Origin of the sequence: Streptomyces sp. L7 (assembly GCF_050990935.1) — a bacterium.
Lineage (GTDB): Bacteria > Actinomycetota > Actinomycetes > Actinomycetales > Microbacteriaceae > Leifsonia.
On sequence record NZ_CP194644.1, the window covers coordinates 1869086 to 1887935 of the forward strand.

Sequence of the window (18850 nt, forward strand, 5' to 3'; positions counted from 1 at the left end):
TCGTCGACTACGCCCTCTAGCATCCGCACCCTCTCGACCGAAAGCAGTGACATGAGCACACTCCCCCGCCTGTACTCCGGCATGCAGCCGTCGGCGGACTCCCTCCACCTCGGCAACTACGTCGGCGCCCTCCTGCAGTGGAAAGAGCTGCAGAGCACCCACGACGCCTTCTTCTCCGTGGTCGACCTGCACGCGATCACCGTCGCGCAGGACCCGGCGGAGCTCCGCGAGAAGACCCGGCGCACGGCGGCGCAGTACATCGCCGCGGGCATCGACCCGTCCGCCTCCACGCTCTACGTGCAGTCGCACGTGCCCGCGCACGCGCAGCTCGCCTGGCTGCTGAACACGATCACCGGGTACGGCGAGGCCGCCCGGATGACGCAGTTCAAAGACAAGGCTGCCAAGCAGGGCGCCGACGCGACCTCGGTCGGGCTGTTCGCCTATCCGGTGCTGATGGCGGCCGACATCCTGCTGTTCGACGCGGAGGTGGTGCCGGTCGGCGACGACCAGCGCCAGCATGTCGAGCTGACGCGCGACCTCGCGGAGCGGTTCAACAGCCGGTTCGGTGAGACGTTCGTGGTGCCGCAGGCGATGATCCTCAAGGACGGCGCGCGCATCTACGACCTCCAGAACCCGGAGTCGAAGATGTCCAAGTCCGCCGAGTCGGGCGCCGGGATCGTCTGGATGCTGGACGAGCCGGACGTGACGCGCAAGAAGATCATGCGCGCCGTCACCGACACCGACGGCGTCGTCTCGTTCGACCGCGCGGGCAAGCCGGGGATCTCCAACCTGCTCAGCATCTACTCGGCGCTCAGCGGCCGGGCGGTCGCCGACATCGAGCTGGAGTACGACGGCAAGGGCTACGGCGACTTCAAGAAGGGGCTCGTGGAGGTCGTCGTGGAGACGTTCGGCCCCGTCCGCGAACGCGCCCTCGACCTGCTCTCCGACCCGGCCGAACTCGACCGCATCCTCGCGGGCAATGCGGAGCGGGCGAGCGAAGTGGCCGAGCGGACGCTCGCCCAGGCCTTCAACGCGATCGGCCTGCTGCGGCGGGCGCACTGATGCCTCCGGCCCCGGTGGAGCTGGCGGGCGGCGCTGTCGTCCTGTCGGCGCCGACGGAGGCCGACATCGACCGGATCGCGGAGTTCTGCCGCGATCCGGAGGTCGCCGCGTGGACCACCGTGCCGTCGCCCTACGAGCGCGCGGACGCGGAGCGGTTCGTGACCGGGACCGTCCCGGACGGCTGGGCGAGCGGGCGGGAGTGCACCTGGGCGCTCCGCGACGCGGAGACGCGCCTCCTGCACGGCATGATCGGACTGCACCACCTCCACGACGGCGAGGGCGAGATCGGCTACTGGCTGTCCACGGAGGCCCGCGGGCGCGGCTGGATGGCCGCCGCGGTCGACCTGGTGCTCGACTACGCGTTCGACGGGCCCCCGGGGCTGGGCCTCCAGCGGGTCGTGTGGCACGCGTACGCAGGCAACGTCGCGAGCGCCGCCGTCGCCCGCCGGGCCGGCTTCCAGTGGGAAGGTGTCGCGCGGCTGGGCGCCCCGCACCGCGGAGTCCGGCGCGACGAATGGCAGGCTGCGCTCCTGCCCGGCGACCCGCGGCGGCCGGCGGACGGTTGGCCGGCGGCCGGCTGGCCGGCGTTCACCTCCGCGCAGGCGCCGCTGTGACCGGCCCGCGCGTGGTGCTCTTCGACCTCGACGACACGCTGTTCGCGCATCGCGCGGCGGTGTCGACGGGCATCCAGCAGTACGCCGGCCGCCTCGGCGAGCCGTACGGGACGATGGAGGCCGTCGACCTGACCGCGCTCTGGCACGACCTGGAGGAGGAGCACTACCACTCCTATCTCGCCGGCCGACTCGGCTTCGAGGGCCAACGTCAGGCGCGCGCCCGCGACTTCGCCGCCCGGCACGGCGTCGAGCTGAGCGACGCCGAGGCGAGCGCCTGGTTCGCGGACTACTTCGAGCACTACGTCGCCGCCTGGTCGCTGCACGACGACGCGCTCCCCTGCCTGGACGCGTTGCGGGCAGCGTTCCCCGGCGTGCGGTTCGGGCTCATCACCAACGGCGACCTCGCCTTCCAGGGCCGCAAGGTGGAGGCCGTCGGGCTCGACACCCGTATGGACCACCTGATCGCGTCCGGCGAAGTCGGCGTCGCGAAGCCGGACCCGCGCATCTTCGAGCACGCGTGCTCGGTGTTCGGGGTGCGGCCTTCCGAGGCGGCGTACGTCGGCGACCGCCTGCACACCGACGCGATCGGCGCAGCGCGGGCCGGACTGACCGGCGTGTGGCTGAACCGGCGCGGCGACGTGCCGACGGCCGACGACGCGGCGGAGGCCGCCGAGGTGGGCGTGATCGAGCTCAGCGGGCTCGCGGGATTGGTGGGGGCGCTCAGCCGCTGATCCGCGTCGCAGGCCCAATGCGGTTGCGCGCCGCAACGGCCCATTAGAGTTGCGCCCATGATCGAGTCCGCCGATACCGTCGCCCGCACCCGTCTCCGGCCGGGCGAGCACCTGTTGTGGTCGGGACGGCCGGACGCCGGCCGGCTGTTCAACCGGTCCGACGTCTTCCTGGTCCCGTTCGGGCTGTTCTTCCTCGGCTTCTCGATCTTCTGGACGGTCGCCGCCGCCCAGACCGGCGGCTTGTTCAGCCTGTTCGGGCTTCTGTTCATGGCGGTGGGCGTCGACTACGTCTTTCTCCGATTCCTCGTCAAGCGCTATCGGCAACTCCACTCGACCTACGCGGTCACCGATCGCCGGGCGTTCGCCGTCGTCGGGGGCAAACTGATCGAGACCCCGGTCGCCAGCGACAGGACGACCACCTGGACCGGGGACAGCCACGTCAGCGTCGTCTGGACGGGATCGGTGGGCGTCGGAGGCTTCTCGCGCGGCCAGGTTCCGCTCAACAGCGGGCTCGACGGCATCCTCTCGCCGCTGCCGATGGCATTCTTCGACGTCCCCGAGCCGGCGGCTCTGATGGCCGCGCTCGACCGGGCGACCACCCGCACGACGACCTGACTCAGTTGCCCTTCGTGCAGGTCTGCTGCGCGGCCGTCTGACCGGTGACGTCCGACGGGAGGCTGACCGCGGAGGAGGTCGGGGCCGGAGTGCTGCCGCTCGTCGTGCCGCCGCTCGTCGTACTGCCGCCGGCGGCGCTCGACGTGGCGCTCGGCGTCGGCGTCGCGGCCGCGGTGGGCGCGCTCGACGGCGATGCCGACGGGGCCGGGGTCGCCGACACCGTTCCGTTGCCCGTCGTTCCCGTGAGCTGCACCGGGGTGTCGGAGGCGAGCGCCTGCTTGAGGGCGTCCACTCCCGTCGGCTCGGGGACGACACGGTTGACGTCGTTGGGGTCGGTCATCGCCGGGTACTGGAGAAAGACGAAGTCGCTCAGCGGCACGCTCTTCAGTGCGAGGCCGATCGACACGAGGGTGGTCGGAGAGGCCATCGTGTCCGAGAGCGTGAGGTTGGAGGTCGCGGCCTTCGCCAGCGTGAACAGCGTCAGCGGGTTGCCCAGCACCCCCGCGCTCGTCACCTTGCGCAGCAGCGACGACAGGAAGAGCTGCTGGTTGCTGATCCGGCCGAGGTCGCTGCCGTCGCCGACGCCGTGGCGGCTGCGGACGAAGGCGAGCGCCTGCGCGCCGACCAGAGTCTGCTGACCGGCCGGCAGGTTGAGGCCGACGTACGGATCGGTGAGCGGCGTGGCGAGACAGACGGTGACACCGCCGACGGCGTTGGACATCGCCGAGACGCCGTCGAAGCTGATCTCCGCCGCGTACGGGATGCTGAGACCGGTGAGCGCCTCCGCCGTGAGCACGACGCAGGAGAGCCCGCCGGTCGACAGCGTCGTGTTGAACTGCGCACTGTCCTGCGGGGACGTGGAACCGCCGCCCGAGGTCGGGCAGGACGGGATCGGCACCATCAGGTCGCGCGGGATGCTGATCACCGTCGCGTGCTGGTGGTCGGCCGAGAGGTGCAGGATCATCGTGACGTCGTTGTTGCCGGCGCCCGAGCTTCCCGCGAGCTCCTGGGAGGTCGAGAACTGGCCGCCCTGGCCGGTGCGGGTGTCGGTTCCGGCGAGGAGGATGTTGACGGCCCCGGACTCCGCGCCGACATCAGGAACCGTGACGGCCTTGCCCGCCGCGGAGACCAGGTGGACGGAGGGCTTCAGAGAGCGGACGGTGTCCTGCACCGCGTACGCGGCGACGGCGCCGACCGAGACCACGGCGACGGCGACCACGGCGGCCAGCAGGCGCGCGACCGGTCCCCGGGCGCGACGGACCGGCAGGCGGCCGTGCCGCACCGGGGTCGGTCGCTCGACCGTGGAATGCCTCATGCTTCGAAGCTAAGGCAGCAATCTGCGGGAAACCTTTTTCGCGGATGAGGAATCTGGAAGGATCCTCAGGCTCGAGGCGCACGCGACGCTCACGACGCGCGAGCGCCGCCCGGCAACATGCCGGACGGCGCTCGGTGGCACTGCGCGGGGGCTACTTCACGTCCTCGTCGATCCAGTCGAACGTCTTCGTGACGGCCTTCTTCCAGAGGCGGAGCTGGCGGTCGCGCTCGGCGTCGTCCATCTTCGGCTCCCAGCGGCGGTCTTCCTGCCAGTTCTTGCGGAGGTCGTCCAGGTTCTCCCAGAAGCCGACCGCGAGGCCGGCGGCGTAGGCCGCACCGAGGGCGGTCGTCTCCGCGACGACCGGTCGGATGACCGGCACGCCGAGGATGTCGGCCTGGAACTGCATGAGGGTGTTGTTGGCGATCATGCCGCCGTCCACCTTCAGCTCGGTGAGGTCCACACCGGAGTCGGCGTTGACCGCGTCGAGCACCTCGCGGGTCTGGAAGGCCGTGGCCTCCAGTGCCGCGCGGGCGATGTGGCCCTTGTTAACGTAACGCGTGAGGCCCACCAGGGCGCCGCGCGCGTCCGACCGCCAGTACGGCGCGAACAGGCCCGAGAACGCCGGCACGAAGTACGCGCCGCCGTTGTCCTCGACGGTCTTGGCCAGGTCCTCGATCTCGGGGGCGCTGGAGATGAGGCCGAGGTTGTCGCGCAGCCACTGCACCAGCGAGCCGGTGACGGCGATCGAACCCTCCAGGGCGTAGTGCGGCTTGTCGTCGCCCAGCTTGTAGCCGAGCGTCGTCAGGAGGCCGTTCTTGGAGTGGATGATCTCCTCACCTGTGTTGAAGATGAGGAAGTTGCCGGTGCCGTAGGTGTTCTTGGACTCGCCCGGATCGAACGCCGCCTGGCCGAACGTGGCCGCCTGCTGGTCGCCCAGGATGCCCGCGACGGGCACCTCGCGCAGCAGGCTGGACGACTCCACCGTGCCGTAGACCTCGGAGGAGGCCTTGATCTCCGGGAGCATCGACCGCGGCACGCCGAACACCTCGAGGATGTCGTCGCGCCAGGAGAGGGTCTCCAGGTCCATGAACATGGTGCGGGAGGCGTTGGTCACGTCGGTGGCGTGCACGCCGCCGTCCGGGCCGCCGGTGAGGTTCCAGAGCACCCACGCGTCGGTGTTGCCGAACAGCAGCTCGCCGCGTTCGGCGCGCTCGCGGGCGCCCTCCACGTTCTCCAGGATCCAGGCGATCTTCGTGCCCGAGAAGTAGGTGGCCAGCGGGAGGCCGACGATCTGCTTGAACCGCTCGACGCCGCCGTCCGCCGCGAGGCGGTCGACGATCGGCTGGGTGCGGGTGTCCTGCCAGACGATGGCGTTGTAGACGGGCTCGCCGGTGTTCTTGTCCCAGACCACCGCGGTTTCGCGCTGGTTCGTGATGCCCACCGCCGCGATGTCGTGACGGGTGAGGTCCGCTTTCGAGAGGGCCTGGCCGATCACCTCGCGGGTGTTGTTCCAGATCTCCTTCGGGTCGTGCTCGACCCAGCCGGCGCGGGGGAAGATCTGCTCGTGCTCGAGCTGCCCGGTCGACACGATCGACCCGGACTTGTCGAAGATGATCGCGCGGGTGCTTGTCGTGCCCTGATCGATAGCGACGACGTAGTCGGCCATACGTAACTCCTTTGTTTTGGGGTGGGACTGATGAGGGCCGGTCGGGGTCTCCCCGGCCGGCCCCCGGGTGTTACTTGGTGAGGATCGGAAGCAGCAGCAGCGCCAGCCGGCCGGCGAGCAGACCGCCGATGATCGGGCCGACGACCGGGACCCAGGAGTAGGACCAGTCGCTGGTGCCCTTGCCCCGGATGGGCAGGACGGCGTGCGCGATGCGCGGACCGAGGTCACGTGCCGGGTTGATCGCGTAACCGGTCGGACCACCGAGGCTGGCGCCGATGCCGACCACCAGGAGGGCGACGGGCAGTGCGCCGAGGGCGGCGAGGCCCGCCGCGGTTCCGGGCTGGTGACCGAAGGCGATCACCACGAACACCAGCACGAAGGTGCCGATGACCTCGGTGACGAGGTTCCAGGCGTAGCTGCGGATCGCAGGGCCGGTGGAGAACACGCCGAGCTTGTTGCCCGGGTCGGGCTCCTCGTCGAAGTGCTTCTTGTACGCCAGGAACGTGAGGCACGCGCCGATGAACGCGCCGATGAGCTGGGCGACGATGTACAGCAGTATCGTCACGAAGTTGACCGGCACCAGCGTGTGCCCGGCGGCGCTGCCGAACGTCTTGGCGCCGTTGGCGACCAGGCCGAGCGTCACCGCGGGGTTCAGGTGCGCGCCCGAGTTGTAGGCGACGACGACACCCGAGAAGACCGCGATGCCCCAGCCGAAGTTCACCATCAGGAACCCGCCGTTGAAGCCCTTGTTCTTGATCAGGGCGACGTTCGCGACGACACCAGTACCGAGAAGCACCAGCATTGCCGTTCCGCACAACTCTGACAGGAAATCAATACCGATATTGTCCACGTTGACCTTCCAGTTGTTCAGTTGACCCGCACCCTGTCGTGCGATGGTGTGGCTCTCGCCAGGGTGGGCCTTTGAACGCTATTGCGGTCGGGTCCGCCCGGGCAAGGACCGTTCTATGCACGTTCGTGCATTATCGGAGCGCCGCGGCTTCGCTCCCGTCCCCCGACGCCAGGTTCACCCGGTGGGCGGCTGCCAGTTCCGCTTGGAACGCATCTTCCTCCTCCGCGCGCCGGTTTGGCGACCATCCGAGGGCGTTTGCGACGATTTCGCCGACCTCGTGGACCAGCGGGATCGAGACCGATCCGGTGAACGCGAAGCTCGTGCGGCGCAGGAAGACGTCGGAGAGGTGGGCTACCCGCTCGGTGCGCACGAGGTGGTCGAGCTCCGCGCGGGAGTAGTCGGGCGCAGCGGCGAGCGGGGTGTCCTCCCCCTCCCAGCCGGCGATGGCGTCGATGACGGAGGCGGCCTTGGTGCCGTAACGGTGCAGCAGCACGCTCGCGCGCGCCGCGCCCACGTCGGCGCCGTAGCGGGCGATCCAGTCGCGCTCCGCCTGCGGGCTGGCCGGGAAGCCGGCACCGCCTCCGATCGGCAGCCCGAGGGTGGAGACGGTGCGGGTCACGCCCAGAGCCTCCAGCGTCTCGTTCGCGAGATGCTCGCTGAGGGCGCGGAACGTCGTCCACTTGCCGCCCACGAGGCTGAGGACGGTGGTGTCCCCGAGGCCGGCGATCGTGCCGGGCACGATCCGGTAGTCGCGGGAGACGAAGCCGGGCGCCGTGTCGTCGTGGTGCGGCAGCGGACGGACCCCGGAGAAGCTGTAGACGATCTGTTCACGGGTGACCGGGATCGTTGGGAAAACGTGCGCGACCAGTTCGATGAAGTAGTCGATCTCCTCCTCGGTGCACACCGCGGGCACCGCCATGTCGGCGTCGAGGTCGGTCGTGCCGACCATGACCTTGCCCTTCAGCGGGTAGATGAGGACGATGCGGCCGTCGTTGTTCTCGAAGAAGATCTCGCGTCCGTCGCACGCCTCCAGCAGTTCGGGATTGTCGAGGACGATGTGCGAGCCCTTGGTGCCGCCCATGAACTGCGTCGCCCGTCCCAGGGCCGCGTTGGTGAGGTCGGTCCAGGGGCCGGACGCGTTGACGACGACCTCGGCGGTGATCGCGAACTCGTCGCCGGTCTCCCGGTCGCGGACGAGCACGCCGCCGTCCTGGGCTCCGATCGCCTCCAGGTAGTTGGCGGCGCGGGCGTGCGGGCCTGCGGCGAGGCCGTCGGCGAGGACGTCGAGCGCGAGTCGCTCCGGGTCGTGGACCGAGGCGTCGAAGTAGGTGGCGGTGTACTTCAGGCCCGGGTTGAGCTTCGGGAGGGTCTCGAGCGACTTCCGGCGGCCGTGGAAGCTGTGCCGCGGGACGGTTCCGCCCTCGCGCGAGAACGTGTCGTAGATCGTCAGGCCGGTCTTGATCAGGAAAGCGCCGCGCTCCTTCGGCTTGCCCTGCTTGTGGGTGAGGAAGCGCAGCGGTGCGGCGAGGATGCCGGAGAACGTGGAGTAGATCGGGATGGTCGTCTGCAACGGCTTGACGTAGTGCGGCGCGATCTTCAGCAGGCCGTTGCGCTCGGTCACCGACTCCTTGACCAGCCGGAACTCGCCGTTCTCGAGGTAACGGATGCCGCCGTGGATCATGTGGCTGGAGGCGGCGGACGCGCCCGACACGAAGTCGTTGCGCTCCACGAGCACCACGTCGACGCCCTGGAGGGCGAGGTCGCGGAAAGTGCCGAGCCCGTTGATACCGCCGCCGACGATGACGACCTGCGCGCTCGGGCGCTCGCGGAGCTGCTGGATCTCGGGGCGGACATTCGACTGCGTCGTCACGGATACTCCTGGTGCTTCTACTGAACGGCGATGGGTTTCGCTATAGTCTTCGATGCCGGCACAACTTCGATCAAGCCGGATGCACATACGTGCAGCGCCATCCCCGAACCCCAGGCAGCAGTATCCGAAACCAGAAAGCGGTCCCCGAATGTCCGCACCCGACACCCAGAACCTCCCCGAGAAGGTCCGCGACGCCCTGAAGGCGGGGCACCTGTACTACATGCAGGACCTGACGATGGAGGCCATCGCCCACGAGATGCACACCTCGCGTTCCAGCGTCTCGCGGCTCCTCTCCTATGCGCGCGCGTCCGGGCTGGTCACGATCCAGATCGCTCAGCCGCACGAGGCCGCGACCCGGGTCCAGCAGGAGCTGCACGCCCGCTACGGCATCGGAGCGCACATCGTCCCGATGCCGAGCGCGATCAGCGACGTCGACCGGCTGGAGCGCGTCGCCATCTCCGCTGCACGGATTCTCGACCGCTTCATCGACTCCAACACCACGGTCGGGGTCGCCTGGGGCTCGACGATGAGCGCGCTGAGCAGGCACCTCATCCCGAAGGACCTGCACAACGTGGAGTTCGTGCAGCTCAACGGCGCCGGCAACACCTACACGACCGGCGTGCTGTACGCGTCCGAGATCCTGCGCCGGTTCGGCGACACCTACTCGGGCACGATCCAGGAGTTCCCGGTCCCCGCGCTGTTCGACGACCCGCAGACCAAGCAGGCCATGTGGCGGGAGCGCAGCACGCGGCGCATCCTCGACATCCAGGAGCGCATGGACGTCGCGCTGTTCGGCCTCGGCTCGCCGTTCTCGGAGGTGCGCTCCCACGTGTACGCGGGCGGTTACCTCGACGCGGACGACTACGCGTCGCTGGACGCGTCCGGGGTCGTCGGCGACGTGGCCACGGTGTTCTTCCGCGAGGACGGCAGCCACCACGGCATCCCGTTGAACGAGCGGGCCAGCGGGCCGGACATCGACCTCATCAAGCGCGTGCCGCGCCGGGTCTGCATCGTCTCCGGACCGTCGAAGGTGCACAGCCTCCGCGGCGCGCTCGCGGCTGGGCTCATCACCGACCTGATCGTGGACGAGGGGACGGCGCGGGCGCTGGCGGATATTGCGGCGCCGCACAGCGCGGTGGGGCCGGTGGAGGACGCTGCCTGACTCCCCTGAAATTTAACCTTCTAACTGCAATCTAACGTTTGTAGTGTTGAAGTCGGCGATCGGAATCGGGTCGCGAATTCAACGATGAAGGGAAACCCCCATGACCTTTGCGCTCAACGCAATCCGCGTCGGCATGGCTGCGGCACTCACCGGCGCGCTCGTCTTATCCGGCGCGCTCGCCGCCCAGGCGGACGACGCGACCGCGGAGACGCAGACAATCTCCGTCGCGATGGTCCCGTCCGGATTCGACTCCGCCGTCGCGGAAGCGAACGGTTACCAGATCGTCACGGACAGCGATGGTCAGCAGCGTTCGGTCGCCGTGAGTCCCGAAGCCATCCGGTTCGAGAAGTCACTCGCGATGAGCCGGACCACCTGGGTCGAGGGCCCCTGCGGCAACTCGTGGATCAACGCTGTCAGTCGCGGCAATTCGAAATTCGTCTCCACCGGGTTCGTTGTTCCGCGGCCCGTGATCGCAAAGAACTGGACCGTGCAGGTGTGGGGATGGTCGGGCATGCCCTCGTACTGGTGGGGCGGCGCGAGCGGGTCCTCCTGGAGCAGTAGCTGGTCGTTCTCGATGCCCGGGGATGGCTTCGCTAACGTGCTCCCGGGTTCCAACGTCGTCATGAACAACGGGGCCGTCTGCGCATCCGGATCGCCGGGAGAGAATTTCCACTCCTGACCGACCGAGCGCGACGAGCGGGTGTCATCGCGGCGGTGACACCCGCTTGCTCAAATCCGCCCGAACGAACGCAACGCCTCCGAGTAGCCGGCCACGTCGCGGCGGGTGACACTCGAAACGACGAGCGTCGCCGCGGAGAGCTTCCGCCAGTACCCGCCGGCGAGAGGGAGCTCGATGACCGTCCGCAGACCGCGCTGCCAGGCGACGCGGACATCCTCGACGACCGCCCTCTCGGCATTGTAGAAATCGGGAGTTCCTCGCCACGAACGTACGCCCTCGCCGGCATCGAGACCTAGCTCGTCCGCGAACGCTCCGATGTCGGGTGCGGCCCAGAGCTCGGGGTGCTCCGCCACCGCAAGCGGGTCGAGCTCATGCACATGCCGCGAGTGCTCGAGGCACTCCTTCCACAGCTTCTCCCAGGTCCCGACCAGTCGGTGGTCATCCGAGGAAACCGGTTCACCGGGAAGCGCAGCGGGCGGCAGTGACGGTTCAGCATTTCCGGCAGCCATGTGGCGCAACCACAAGAGGTCGAGCAGGTTCGCGCCGTCGGACACGCGAATCGTCATGTCATTCGGCCACTCATGGGCGTCGTTTCCGTTTTCGAACCGCATCATTGCTCCTTATTCGCCTACGGAATCTTCCATTAACACTTATACATCTGAGACGCCAGCGTTCACTGAGCCTACCAACTGGCCGCAGGCAAAACGCTGCCGCTCCATGTCCGCATATGTCCGGGGAATACTTCCCCCGTTCCCGCGTTGATCTAGACTCGACAACAGAAGAACGTGCTCCGGGGTCGGTGAGAGTCCGAACCGGCGGTGACAGTCCGCGAGCGGGAGGCGAGAGCCCCCTGCTGAGCCGGTGGAATTCCGGCACCGACGGTAATGCGTGCAGGCGTGAGCCTGGGCGCTCAGTCCGGATGGGAGGCGCACGTCGGCGGTCGACGACCGTCGCGAACGCGAGCTTTCGGCTCCAGCGACCCCGGCATCACGTCTCACATGACGAGAGAGATCTCGCAGCGAGAGACAGGACGACGCCCGGATGACCCGGACTGGAGAATGGGAAGCGGCGATGCGCACCGCGCTGCGGCTCGCCGAGGGCGGCCCGGCCACCGGCGTGAACCCGCGCGTCGGCTGCGTGATCCTCGACCCCGAAGGGCGCACGATCGCGGAGGGCTTCCACCGCGGGGCCGGCACCGCGCACGCGGAGGTGGACGCGCTGAGCACCCTCCCCGAGGGCGGCGCTCGCGGCGCCACCGCCGTCGTGACGCTGGAGCCGTGCAACCACTGGGGGCTCACCGGCCCCTGCTCGGAGGCGCTGATCGCCGCGGGTGTCGCCCGCGTGGTCTACGCGGTGGCCGACCCGGGCCGGCACTCCAGCGGAGGGGCCGACCGGCTCCGGGAGGCCGGCGTCGAGGTGATCGGCGGCGTGCTCGCCGACGACGCCGAGCGCTTCCTCGGCGACTGGCTGACGGCCGCGCGCCTCGGCCGGCCGCACATCACGGTCAAGTGGGCCAGCACGCTCGACGGCCGCACGGCCGCCGCCGACGGCACCAGCCGCTGGATCACCGGCGCCGCGGCCCGGCAGCGCGTCCACGAGCAGCGGGAGGCCTCCGACGCGATCGTCGTCGGCACCGGCACCGTGCTCGCCGACGACCCCAGCCTGACCGCGCGCGGCGACGCAGGCGAACTGCTCGCGACGCAACCGACGCCCGTGGTGGTCGGCACGCGCGCCGTACCGAAGGACGCCGCGGTTTTCCGGCACCCGCATCCCGTGATCTTCGAGGGCACCCACGACCTCCACGAAGTCGTCGCCGACCTGCGCCAGCGCGGCTTCCGCCGGGTCTACGTGGAGGGCGGCCCAACGCTCGCGAGCGCGTTCGTCGCCGCCGGGCTCGTGGACGAGTACGCGATCTACCTCGCGCCGTCGCTGCTCGGCGGCCCGAAGCTCGCGCTCGGCGACATCGGCGCCGAAACCATCGGCGACCAGCGCAAGCTGCGCATCCTCGACGTCGAACGACTCGGCGTCGACCTGTACCTGCGGGCCGTGCCCGTGCCGACCACCCACCAGGAGGCGTGAGCGTGTTCACCGGAATCATCGAAGAGCTGGGCGAGGTCGTCGCCGTCGCTCGCGACGCCGACGCGATGCGGATCACCGTGCGCGGACCGCTCGCCGTCAGCGACGCCGGGCACGGCGACTCCATCTCGGTCAGCGGCGTCTGCCTCACCGTGATCGGCCAGGACGCCGAGACGTTCACGGCCGACGTGATGGCCGAGACGCTCGCGATGAGCACGCTCGACGACGTCACGCCCGGCCGACTGGTGAACCTGGAGCGTGCCGCGCAGGTCGGCGACCGCCTCGGCGGCCACATCGTCCAGGGTCACATCGACGGCACCGCGACCGTGCTCTCCATCGAGGACGGCAGCGCCTGGCGCGTGGTCCGGCTCAGCCTCGACCCCGCCCACGCGCCGCTCGTGGCGCGCAAAGGCTCCATCGCCATCGACGGCGTATCACTCACCGTGAGCGACGTCGGCGGCGGGCGCGAGAACGGCTGGTTCGAGGTCTCGCTCATCCCCGAGACGCTTACCGCCACCACGCTCGGCGACCGCGTCCCCGGCGACCGCGTGAACATCGAGACCGACATCCTCGCCCGGCACGTCGAGCGGATGCTCGCACTCGAGCCCGACCTCGCCGCCCGATTCGAACCAGCAGAGACCGCCACAGAACGGAGTGCGTCATGACGCTCGCCACCATCCCCGAGGCCCTCACCGAGCTGCGCGCCGGCCGGCCCGTCATCGTGGTCGACAACGAGAGCCGCGAGAACGAGGGCGATGTCGTCATCGCCGCCGAGCTCGCCAGCCAGGAGTGGATCGCCTGGACCGTGCGCAACTCATCCGGCTTCATCTGCGCGCCGATGACGAACGAGATCGCCGACCGCCTCGAGCTTCCGGTGATGGTCGCGAACAACGAGGACGCGCGCGGCACCAACTACACGGTGAGCGTCGACGCCGCCAACCGGCTGTCCACCGGCATCAGCGCCGCGGACCGCGCGCACACCCTGCGGGTGCTCGCCGACGCGGAGTCCACGCCCACCAGCCTGCACCGGCCCGGCCACATCATGCCGCTGCGAGCGGTGGACGGCGGCGTGCGGGAGCGCGACGGCCACACCGAGGCCGCCGTCGACCTGCTGAAGCTCGCCGGACTGACCCCGGTCGGCGCCATCTCCGAGATCGTCGCGGACGACGGCGAGATGATGCGCCTGCCCGGCCTGCTGGAGCTCGGCGAGCGCGAGGGCGTCCTCGTGATCACCATCGAGGCGCTGATCGCGTACCTGCAGGAGTTCCACTGCGACCAGCAGCTCACCTCCCCCACGCCCATCCCGGAGTCGTCGCGGGTGATCTTCGAGGTCGAGACGACCGTCCCCACCACCAACGGCACCTTCCGGATGCGCGCCTACCGCGACCGGATGACCGGCGCCGACCATGTCGCCATCGTCTCCGGCACGCCCGCCGCCGAGGGCACATTGGTGCGGGTGCACTCGGAGTGCCTGACCGGCGAGGCGTTCGGCTCGCTCAAATGCGAGTGCGGACCGCAGCTCGACGCGGCGCTCGCCACCATCCAGCGCGAGGGCGGCGTCGTCGTCTACCTGCGCGGCCACGAGGGCCGCGGCATCGGCCTGATCAACAAGCTGCGCGCCTACAAGCTCCAGGAGGACGGCCTCGACACCCTCGACGCCAACCTGGCGCTGGGCCTGCCGATCGACGCCCGCGACTACGGCGCGGCGACTGCGATCCTGCAGGACCTCGGCGTCGAGTCGGTGCGCCTGCTCACCAACAACCCCGAGAAGGTGCGCCAGCTCGAGGAGCACGGCATCGCGGTCGACGAGCGGGTGCCGCTGGTCGTCGGCGTCGGCGTGTTCAACGAGGGCTACCTGGAGACCAAGCGCGACCGCATGGGTCACGTGATCGCCGAGATCGACCCCGATGACGATGCAGCCGCCGTCGCGGCAGAGAGGACAGCACGATGAGCGGAGCCGGAGCACCCAACGCGACCGAGGCCGTCGACGGGAGCGGCCTGCGGGTCGTCGTCGTCGCCGGCACCTGGCACGAGCAGATCACCGACGGCCTGATCGCGGGCGCGACCCGCACGCTGGAGGCCGCGGGCGCGGACTACTCGCTCGTGCGGGTCCCCGGCAGCTTCGAGCTCCCCGTCGTCAGCAAGGCGGCGCTGGAGTCCGGCGCCGACGCGGTCGTCGCGCTCGGCGTGATCATCCGCGGCGGCACCCCGCACTTCGAGTACGTCTCGGCGGCGGCGACCGACGGCCTCACCCGGGTCGCGCTCGACACCGGCAAGCCGGTCGGGTTCGGCGTGCTCACCCTGGATGACGAGGCTCAGGGCCTCGACCGCGCCGGCCTCCCCGGTTCGAAGGAGGACAAAGGCGAGGAGGCCGCGCACGCGGCCCTGGTGACCGCGATCGCGCTGCGGGAGCTGCGCGGCTGAGGGTTCGGGCGGGAGGCTACGGCTTCCACACCATCAGCACGACCACGGCGACCAGCAGCAGGCTGGCAACGCCGGAGCCCGCCGCGATCGCCGGGTATTTCGAGGACTCGCCTCCGCGGATCGCCTCGGCGGCGCGGCGCATGGTCGGCACGACGAGGAACAGCGTCAGCCCGAGCGCGATCACGTACAGGATGATCGACCAGAGGATCCACGGCGTCACGATGCTGAGGTCGTCCTTCTTGTCCGACAGACCCATCACGCCGAAGCCGAAGAACGCCACCAGCAGCGACAGCAGCGAGATCAGGTTGGTCGACTTGGCCAGGACCTCCACCTGACCCGCGTTGCCCGCACGCACCGCGCGCATCGCCGTCATCGGCAGGATGGCCATCGGCCCCACGATGAACACAGCGGACACGACGTGGAGGACGGCGAAGAGGGTTTCCATGCCTCCAGCCTATCGAGCGGTGCGAGCGCACCGATTCGGCCGGGCCACGCGCGCGGCATAGGGTGAAAGGGACGCCACAAGCGTCCCGTTCCCTTCTCCGCCCGCGCGACGCCCGACCGACGTGCACGCTCCGCGGCTCTTCGTCACGTCACCGGAAGTTCTTCAAGACGTTCTCGGCGGCAGGGTTCGTGCCCGGACTCGGCTACGCGCGCAACGACTTCCTGGTCATGCTGATCATCGGTGTGGTGTTCTTCGGCGTCTTCACGCTCGTCGCCGGCCCGCTCGCCGAACGATTCGGCCGCCGCAAAACGCTGATCTGGGTGACGCTCGGGATCATCCTCTTCGGCCTGCTGTTCGTCCCGCTCTTCGCCGGGGGCATCGTGGGCACGATGGCGCTGCTCATCGTGGGCTTCACGCTGATGGGGCTCACCTTCGGGCCGATGGGCGCTGAGCTGCCCGAACTGTTCCCGACGAACGTCCGGTACACGGGCTCCGCCATCGCGTACAACCTGGCGAGCGTGCTCGGAGCGGCGGTCGCGCCGACCATCGCGGTGTGGCTGTGGACGATCGGCGGCGGCAGCACGGTCTGGGTGGGCGTCTACCTCTCGGCCGCGGGTGTGCTCACGCTCATCGCGCTGCTGCTGTCGAAGGAGACCCGCGACATCGAGTTCACCGACAACGTGAGCTGACCCCTCCTCCCTCGGAGGGGGTCGTGTCAGTCGAGGAAAAGGGCGCGGAGGCGGCGGGTCGTCAGGATCAGGCCGAGCGCGACCATCACGGCGAAGTACACGACGTGCCACAGCATCCCGGCATCGACGGCGCCGGTCGTCAGGCCACGGACCAGTTCGACGCCGTGCCACAGCGGTAGCGCCATGATGATCGACTGGATCCACTCCGGATAGACGGTGATCGGGTAGAAGGTCGCCGACAGCAGGAACATCGGCAGCAGTATGAAGTTGATCCAGTCCATCTGCTGGAAGGTCTTCATGTAACTGGTGACGCCCATCCCGAAGCTGGCGAAGCCGAACGCGATCAGCAGCACCGCAGGGAGGGCGAGCAGCGCCCACCACGACAGGTTCAGGCCGAGCACCTGCATGACGATCATGAAGCCGACCGCGTAGACGGCGCCGCGCAGCAGCGCCAGCAGGATTTCGCCGAGCGCGACGTCGAGCGGGCCGAGCGAGGTCGACAGCATCCCCTCGTAGAGCTTGGCGAAGTGCATCTTGAAGAACACGTTCCAGGTGGAGTCGTACACGGCTCCGTTCATCGCGGCCGTCGCCAGCAGCGCGGGAGCGATGAACGCCGCGTACGGCACCTGCTGGCCGCCGGCCGTCGTGACGTCGCCGACGAGCTTGCCGAAGCCGATACCGAGCGAGAGCAGGTAGAAGATCGGCTCGAAGAACCCGGAGACGATGACCAGCCAGTTCGTGCTGCGGGTCGCGGACCAGCCGCGCTGCATCACCGACCGGGCGTTGCCGGCGTAGAGCGCCCGGAGCGGACCCGACCGGGAGACGGTCTCGATCAGCGGGTCGCGGGTGGTGGTCACTTGTTCAGCCTCCGCCCCGCGATGCGGCGCGCCCACCGCCAGAACACGACGAACAGCGCCGCGAGGTAGAGGACATGCACGAACGTGAGCCACAGCGGCTCGGCGTACCCGTAGGCGAAGACGCGGGCGAGCTCGGTGGAGTGCCAGAGCGGCGAGATCCAGCCGATCCACTGCAGGTAGACGGGCATGGAGGCCAACGGGAAGAAGGTGCCGGAGAACAGCGTCATCGGCAGCAGCACGAACCGCATCAACATCGCGATCTGGCCGGTGTCCTGCTCCAGCGTGGCGACATACGCCATCACCGGCGCGCCGAACGCCAGGCCGCCGAGCGTCGCGACCGGGATGGCGAGCCAGCCCCACGGGCTCGGCACCGCGCCGAACAGCAGCATGAACGCGTAGTACACGATGCTCGTTCCGAGCAGCCGCGCCACCACCGAGATGACGACGCCGTCGATGATCTGACCCGGCGCGACCGGAGACGCGCTGATGCCGACGAAGGTCGGATTCCACTTGAACCCGAGCATCACCGGGTAGGTGAACTCCTCGCTCGCCACGGTGACGCCGGCCGTGCAGAGCAGCGCGGGGGCGACGAAGGCCAGATAGCTGACCCCGTTGACCGCGGTCGGCCCCATGTGGGAGCTCACCAGGCTCCCCAGGCCGACGCCCATCGCGAACAGGTAGAGGAACGGGTTCCCGAAGCCGGTGACGAGCAACGTCTGCAGGTACGAGCGCATCACCCGGAAGCGGTGCTCCGCGACGTACCAGGCGCCGAACCGGCGCGGCCGTCCTGCGGCGGCGAGCGCGGCCCGCGTGCCCTCATCCACCGGTGCGGCGGTGCTCATTCGATCAGGCTCCGTCCGGTGAGCCGCAGGAAGACGTCCTCCAGGCTCGAACGGCGCACCAGGCTGGTGAGGGGGTGGAGGCCGCGGTCGGTCAACCGGGCGAGCTCGGCCTCCCCGTCGTCGCTGTAGACCAGGATGCGGTCCGGCAGCACCTCGACGCGTTCCCCGATGCCCTCCAGCCGCGGCGCGACCTCGGCGTTGCGCTCGGAGCCGAAGCGGACCTCCAGCACCTCCCGCGTCGAGTACCGGCGGATGAGGGCGGCAGGGGTTCCCTCTGCCATGATCGTGCCCTTGTCCACCACCACGAGCCGGTCGCAGAGCTGCTCGGCTTCGTCCATGTAGTGCGTCGTGAGCACCAGCGTCGTGCCCTGCTCCTTGAGCCGGAACAGCCGGTCCCAGAGGATGTGCCTGGCCTGCGGGTCGAGGCCGGTGGTCGGCTCGTCCAGCAGCAGGATGCGCGGGTCGTTGATCAGGGCCCGCGCGATCGTGAGCCGGCGCTTCATGCCGCCGGAGAGGTCGTCGACCTTCGCCTTGGCCTTGTCCTCCAGCTGCGCGAAGGCCAGCAGCTCGTCGGCGCGCCGGCGCACCCGTGCCGAGGGGAGGCCGAAGTAGCGCCCGTAGACGATGAGGTTGTCGCGAACCCGCAATTCGGTGTCGAGGTTGTCGGACTGCGGCACCACGCCGAGCTGCGACCGGATCTCGGGACCGTACCGGTCGGGGTCGAGCCCGAGGATGCTCAGCTCGCCCGCCGTTCGCGTGGAGACTGCGCCGATCATCCGCATGGTGGTCGACTTCCCCGCGCCGTTGGGGCCGAGGAGCCCGAACGACTCCCCCGCCTCGACCTCGAAGCTGATGCCGTCGACCGCCGGGAAGTCCTTGTACTTCTTGACGAGGTCGGCGGCGGTGATGACGGACGGCGGCATAGTTCAGCACTGTAGTCCGGGCCGCGGACA

At 69.4% G+C, this 18850-nt stretch carries 19 protein-coding genes, 1 pseudogene and 1 riboswitch; of the genes and pseudogenes, 11 read left to right on the top strand and 9 right to left on the bottom strand.

The features are described 5' to 3' along the window. Positions 1-51 precede the first annotated feature (51 nt). From trpS to ACR5MH_RS09470, 4 genes are read left to right on the top strand one after another with little or no spacing between them, the layout of a single operon-like run. On the top strand, positions 52-1062 hold the full coding sequence (gene trpS / locus ACR5MH_RS09455; protein WP_433862529.1) for a tryptophan--tRNA ligase: 1011 nt from the start codon (positions 52-54) through the stop codon (positions 1060-1062). Then, a complete protein-coding gene (locus tag ACR5MH_RS09460) occupies positions 1062-1676 on the top strand; it encodes a GNAT family N-acetyltransferase (protein WP_431346997.1) in 615 nt (204 codons plus the stop codon). Before trpS ends, ACR5MH_RS09460 begins: the two co-directional genes overlap by 1 nt. Then, a complete protein-coding gene (locus ACR5MH_RS09465) occupies positions 1673-2407 on the top strand; it encodes an HAD family hydrolase (RefSeq protein WP_431346998.1) in 735 nt (244 codons plus the stop codon). The genes ACR5MH_RS09460 and ACR5MH_RS09465 overlap by 4 nt, the downstream gene beginning before the upstream one ends. Before the next feature lie 57 nt (positions 2408-2464). Further along, a complete protein-coding gene (locus ACR5MH_RS09470) occupies positions 2465-3022 on the top strand; it encodes a hypothetical protein (protein WP_431346999.1) in 558 nt (185 codons plus the stop codon). Between the two features lies 1 nt (position 3023). Here the strand turns inward: ACR5MH_RS09470 and ACR5MH_RS09475 are convergent, their stop codons facing one another. From ACR5MH_RS09475 to ACR5MH_RS09490, 4 genes are all read right to left on the bottom strand, one after another. Further along, entirely contained in the window at positions 3024-4337 is a 1314-nt protein-coding gene (locus ACR5MH_RS09475) for an LCP family protein (protein ID WP_431347000.1), read from the bottom strand. 151 nt (positions 4338-4488) lie between these two features. Continuing rightward, positions 4489-6003 (bottom strand): glycerol kinase GlpK, encoded by a 1515-nt coding sequence (gene glpK, locus ACR5MH_RS09480; RefSeq protein ID WP_431347001.1) that lies wholly within the window; start codon positions 6001-6003, stop codon positions 4489-4491. Positions 6004-6073: 70 nt separating this feature from the next. Next, on the bottom strand, positions 6074-6844 hold the full coding sequence (locus ACR5MH_RS09485; protein WP_433862633.1) for an MIP/aquaporin family protein: 771 nt from the start codon (positions 6842-6844) through the stop codon (positions 6074-6076). 139 nt (positions 6845-6983) lie between these two features. Then, positions 6984-8723: an FAD-dependent oxidoreductase gene (locus ACR5MH_RS09490; RefSeq protein ID WP_433862530.1), complete on the bottom strand. Its 1740-nt coding sequence runs from the start codon at positions 8721-8723 to the stop codon at positions 6984-6986. 148 nt (positions 8724-8871) lie between these two features. On the opposite strand from ACR5MH_RS09490, the gene ACR5MH_RS09495 reads away from it, so the two are divergent. Both ACR5MH_RS09495 and ACR5MH_RS09500 read left to right on the top strand, forming a co-directional pair. Next, the gene (locus ACR5MH_RS09495; RefSeq protein WP_431347003.1) at positions 8872-9885 is read left to right on the top strand and encodes a sugar-binding transcriptional regulator; all 1014 of its coding nucleotides are present in this window, start codon (positions 8872-8874) and stop codon (positions 9883-9885) included. Between the two features lie 100 nt (positions 9886-9985). Continuing rightward, positions 9986-10564: a hypothetical protein gene (locus ACR5MH_RS09500; RefSeq protein ID WP_431347004.1), complete on the top strand. Its 579-nt coding sequence runs from the start codon at positions 9986-9988 to the stop codon at positions 10562-10564. A 50-nt stretch (positions 10565-10614) separates the two neighbouring features. On the opposite strand, the gene ACR5MH_RS09505 is transcribed toward ACR5MH_RS09500, so the two are convergent. Next, entirely contained in the window at positions 10615-11178 is a 564-nt protein-coding gene (locus ACR5MH_RS09505) for a hypothetical protein (RefSeq protein ID WP_431347005.1), read from the bottom strand. Between the two features lie 168 nt (positions 11179-11346). After that, positions 11347-11499, top strand: a riboswitch (FMN riboswitch). A gap of 106 nt (positions 11500-11605) precedes the next feature. Here ACR5MH_RS09505 and ribD point away from each other — a divergent pair. The 4 genes from ribD to ribH are packed head-to-tail and all read left to right on the top strand — an operon-like array spanning position 11606 to position 15064. After that, positions 11606-12643 carry a bifunctional diaminohydroxyphosphoribosylaminopyrimidine deaminase/5-amino-6-(5-phosphoribosylamino)uracil reductase RibD gene (gene ribD / locus ACR5MH_RS09510; RefSeq protein ID WP_433862531.1) on the top strand — a complete coding sequence of 346 codons (1038 nt, stop codon included), beginning with the start codon at positions 11606-11608 and terminating at the stop codon, positions 12641-12643. Positions 12644-12645: 2 nt separating this feature from the next. Next, positions 12646-13305, top strand: a complete 660-nt coding sequence (locus ACR5MH_RS09515) for a riboflavin synthase (RefSeq protein ID WP_431349376.1) — start codon at positions 12646-12648, stop codon at positions 13303-13305. Then, a complete protein-coding gene (gene ribA / locus ACR5MH_RS09520) occupies positions 13302-14591 on the top strand; it encodes a GTP cyclohydrolase II (RefSeq protein WP_431347007.1) in 1290 nt (429 codons plus the stop codon). Before ACR5MH_RS09515 ends, ribA begins: the two co-directional genes overlap by 4 nt. Next, the gene (ribH, locus tag ACR5MH_RS09525; protein ID WP_431347008.1) at positions 14588-15064 is read left to right on the top strand and encodes a 6,7-dimethyl-8-ribityllumazine synthase; all 477 of its coding nucleotides are present in this window, start codon (positions 14588-14590) and stop codon (positions 15062-15064) included. Before ribA ends, ribH begins: the two co-directional genes overlap by 4 nt. 16 nt (positions 15065-15080) lie before the next feature. Here the strand turns inward: ribH and ACR5MH_RS09530 are convergent, their stop codons facing one another. Then, the gene (locus tag ACR5MH_RS09530) at positions 15081-15509 is read right to left on the bottom strand and encodes a DUF2269 family protein (protein ID WP_431347009.1); all 429 of its coding nucleotides are present in this window, start codon (positions 15507-15509) and stop codon (positions 15081-15083) included. Positions 15510-15697: 188 nt separating this feature from the next. Between ACR5MH_RS09530 and ACR5MH_RS09535 the strand changes: the two are divergent. Continuing rightward, a pseudogene (locus ACR5MH_RS09535) lies at positions 15698-16198 on the top strand (MFS transporter); the annotation flags it as partial. A 26-nt stretch (positions 16199-16224) separates the two neighbouring features. On the opposite strand, the gene ACR5MH_RS09540 reads toward ACR5MH_RS09535, so the two are convergent. Genes ACR5MH_RS09540 through ACR5MH_RS09550 form a run of 3 tightly spaced genes read right to left on the bottom strand, consistent with a single transcriptional unit; the run spans position 16225 to position 18820 of the window. After that, complete coding sequence (locus ACR5MH_RS09540; protein WP_431347010.1) at positions 16225-17055, bottom strand: ABC transporter permease; 831 nt, start codon at positions 17053-17055, stop codon at positions 16225-16227. Further along, positions 17052-17897, bottom strand: coding sequence for an ABC transporter permease (locus ACR5MH_RS09545; protein WP_431347011.1), 846 nt, complete (start codon positions 17895-17897; stop codon positions 17052-17054). Before ACR5MH_RS09545 ends, ACR5MH_RS09540 begins: the two co-directional genes overlap by 4 nt. Beyond that, positions 17894-18820, bottom strand: coding sequence for an ABC transporter ATP-binding protein (locus ACR5MH_RS09550; RefSeq protein ID WP_433862532.1), 927 nt, complete (start codon positions 18818-18820; stop codon positions 17894-17896). The genes ACR5MH_RS09545 and ACR5MH_RS09550 overlap by 4 nt, the downstream gene beginning before the upstream one ends. Positions 18821-18850 lie beyond the last annotated feature (30 nt).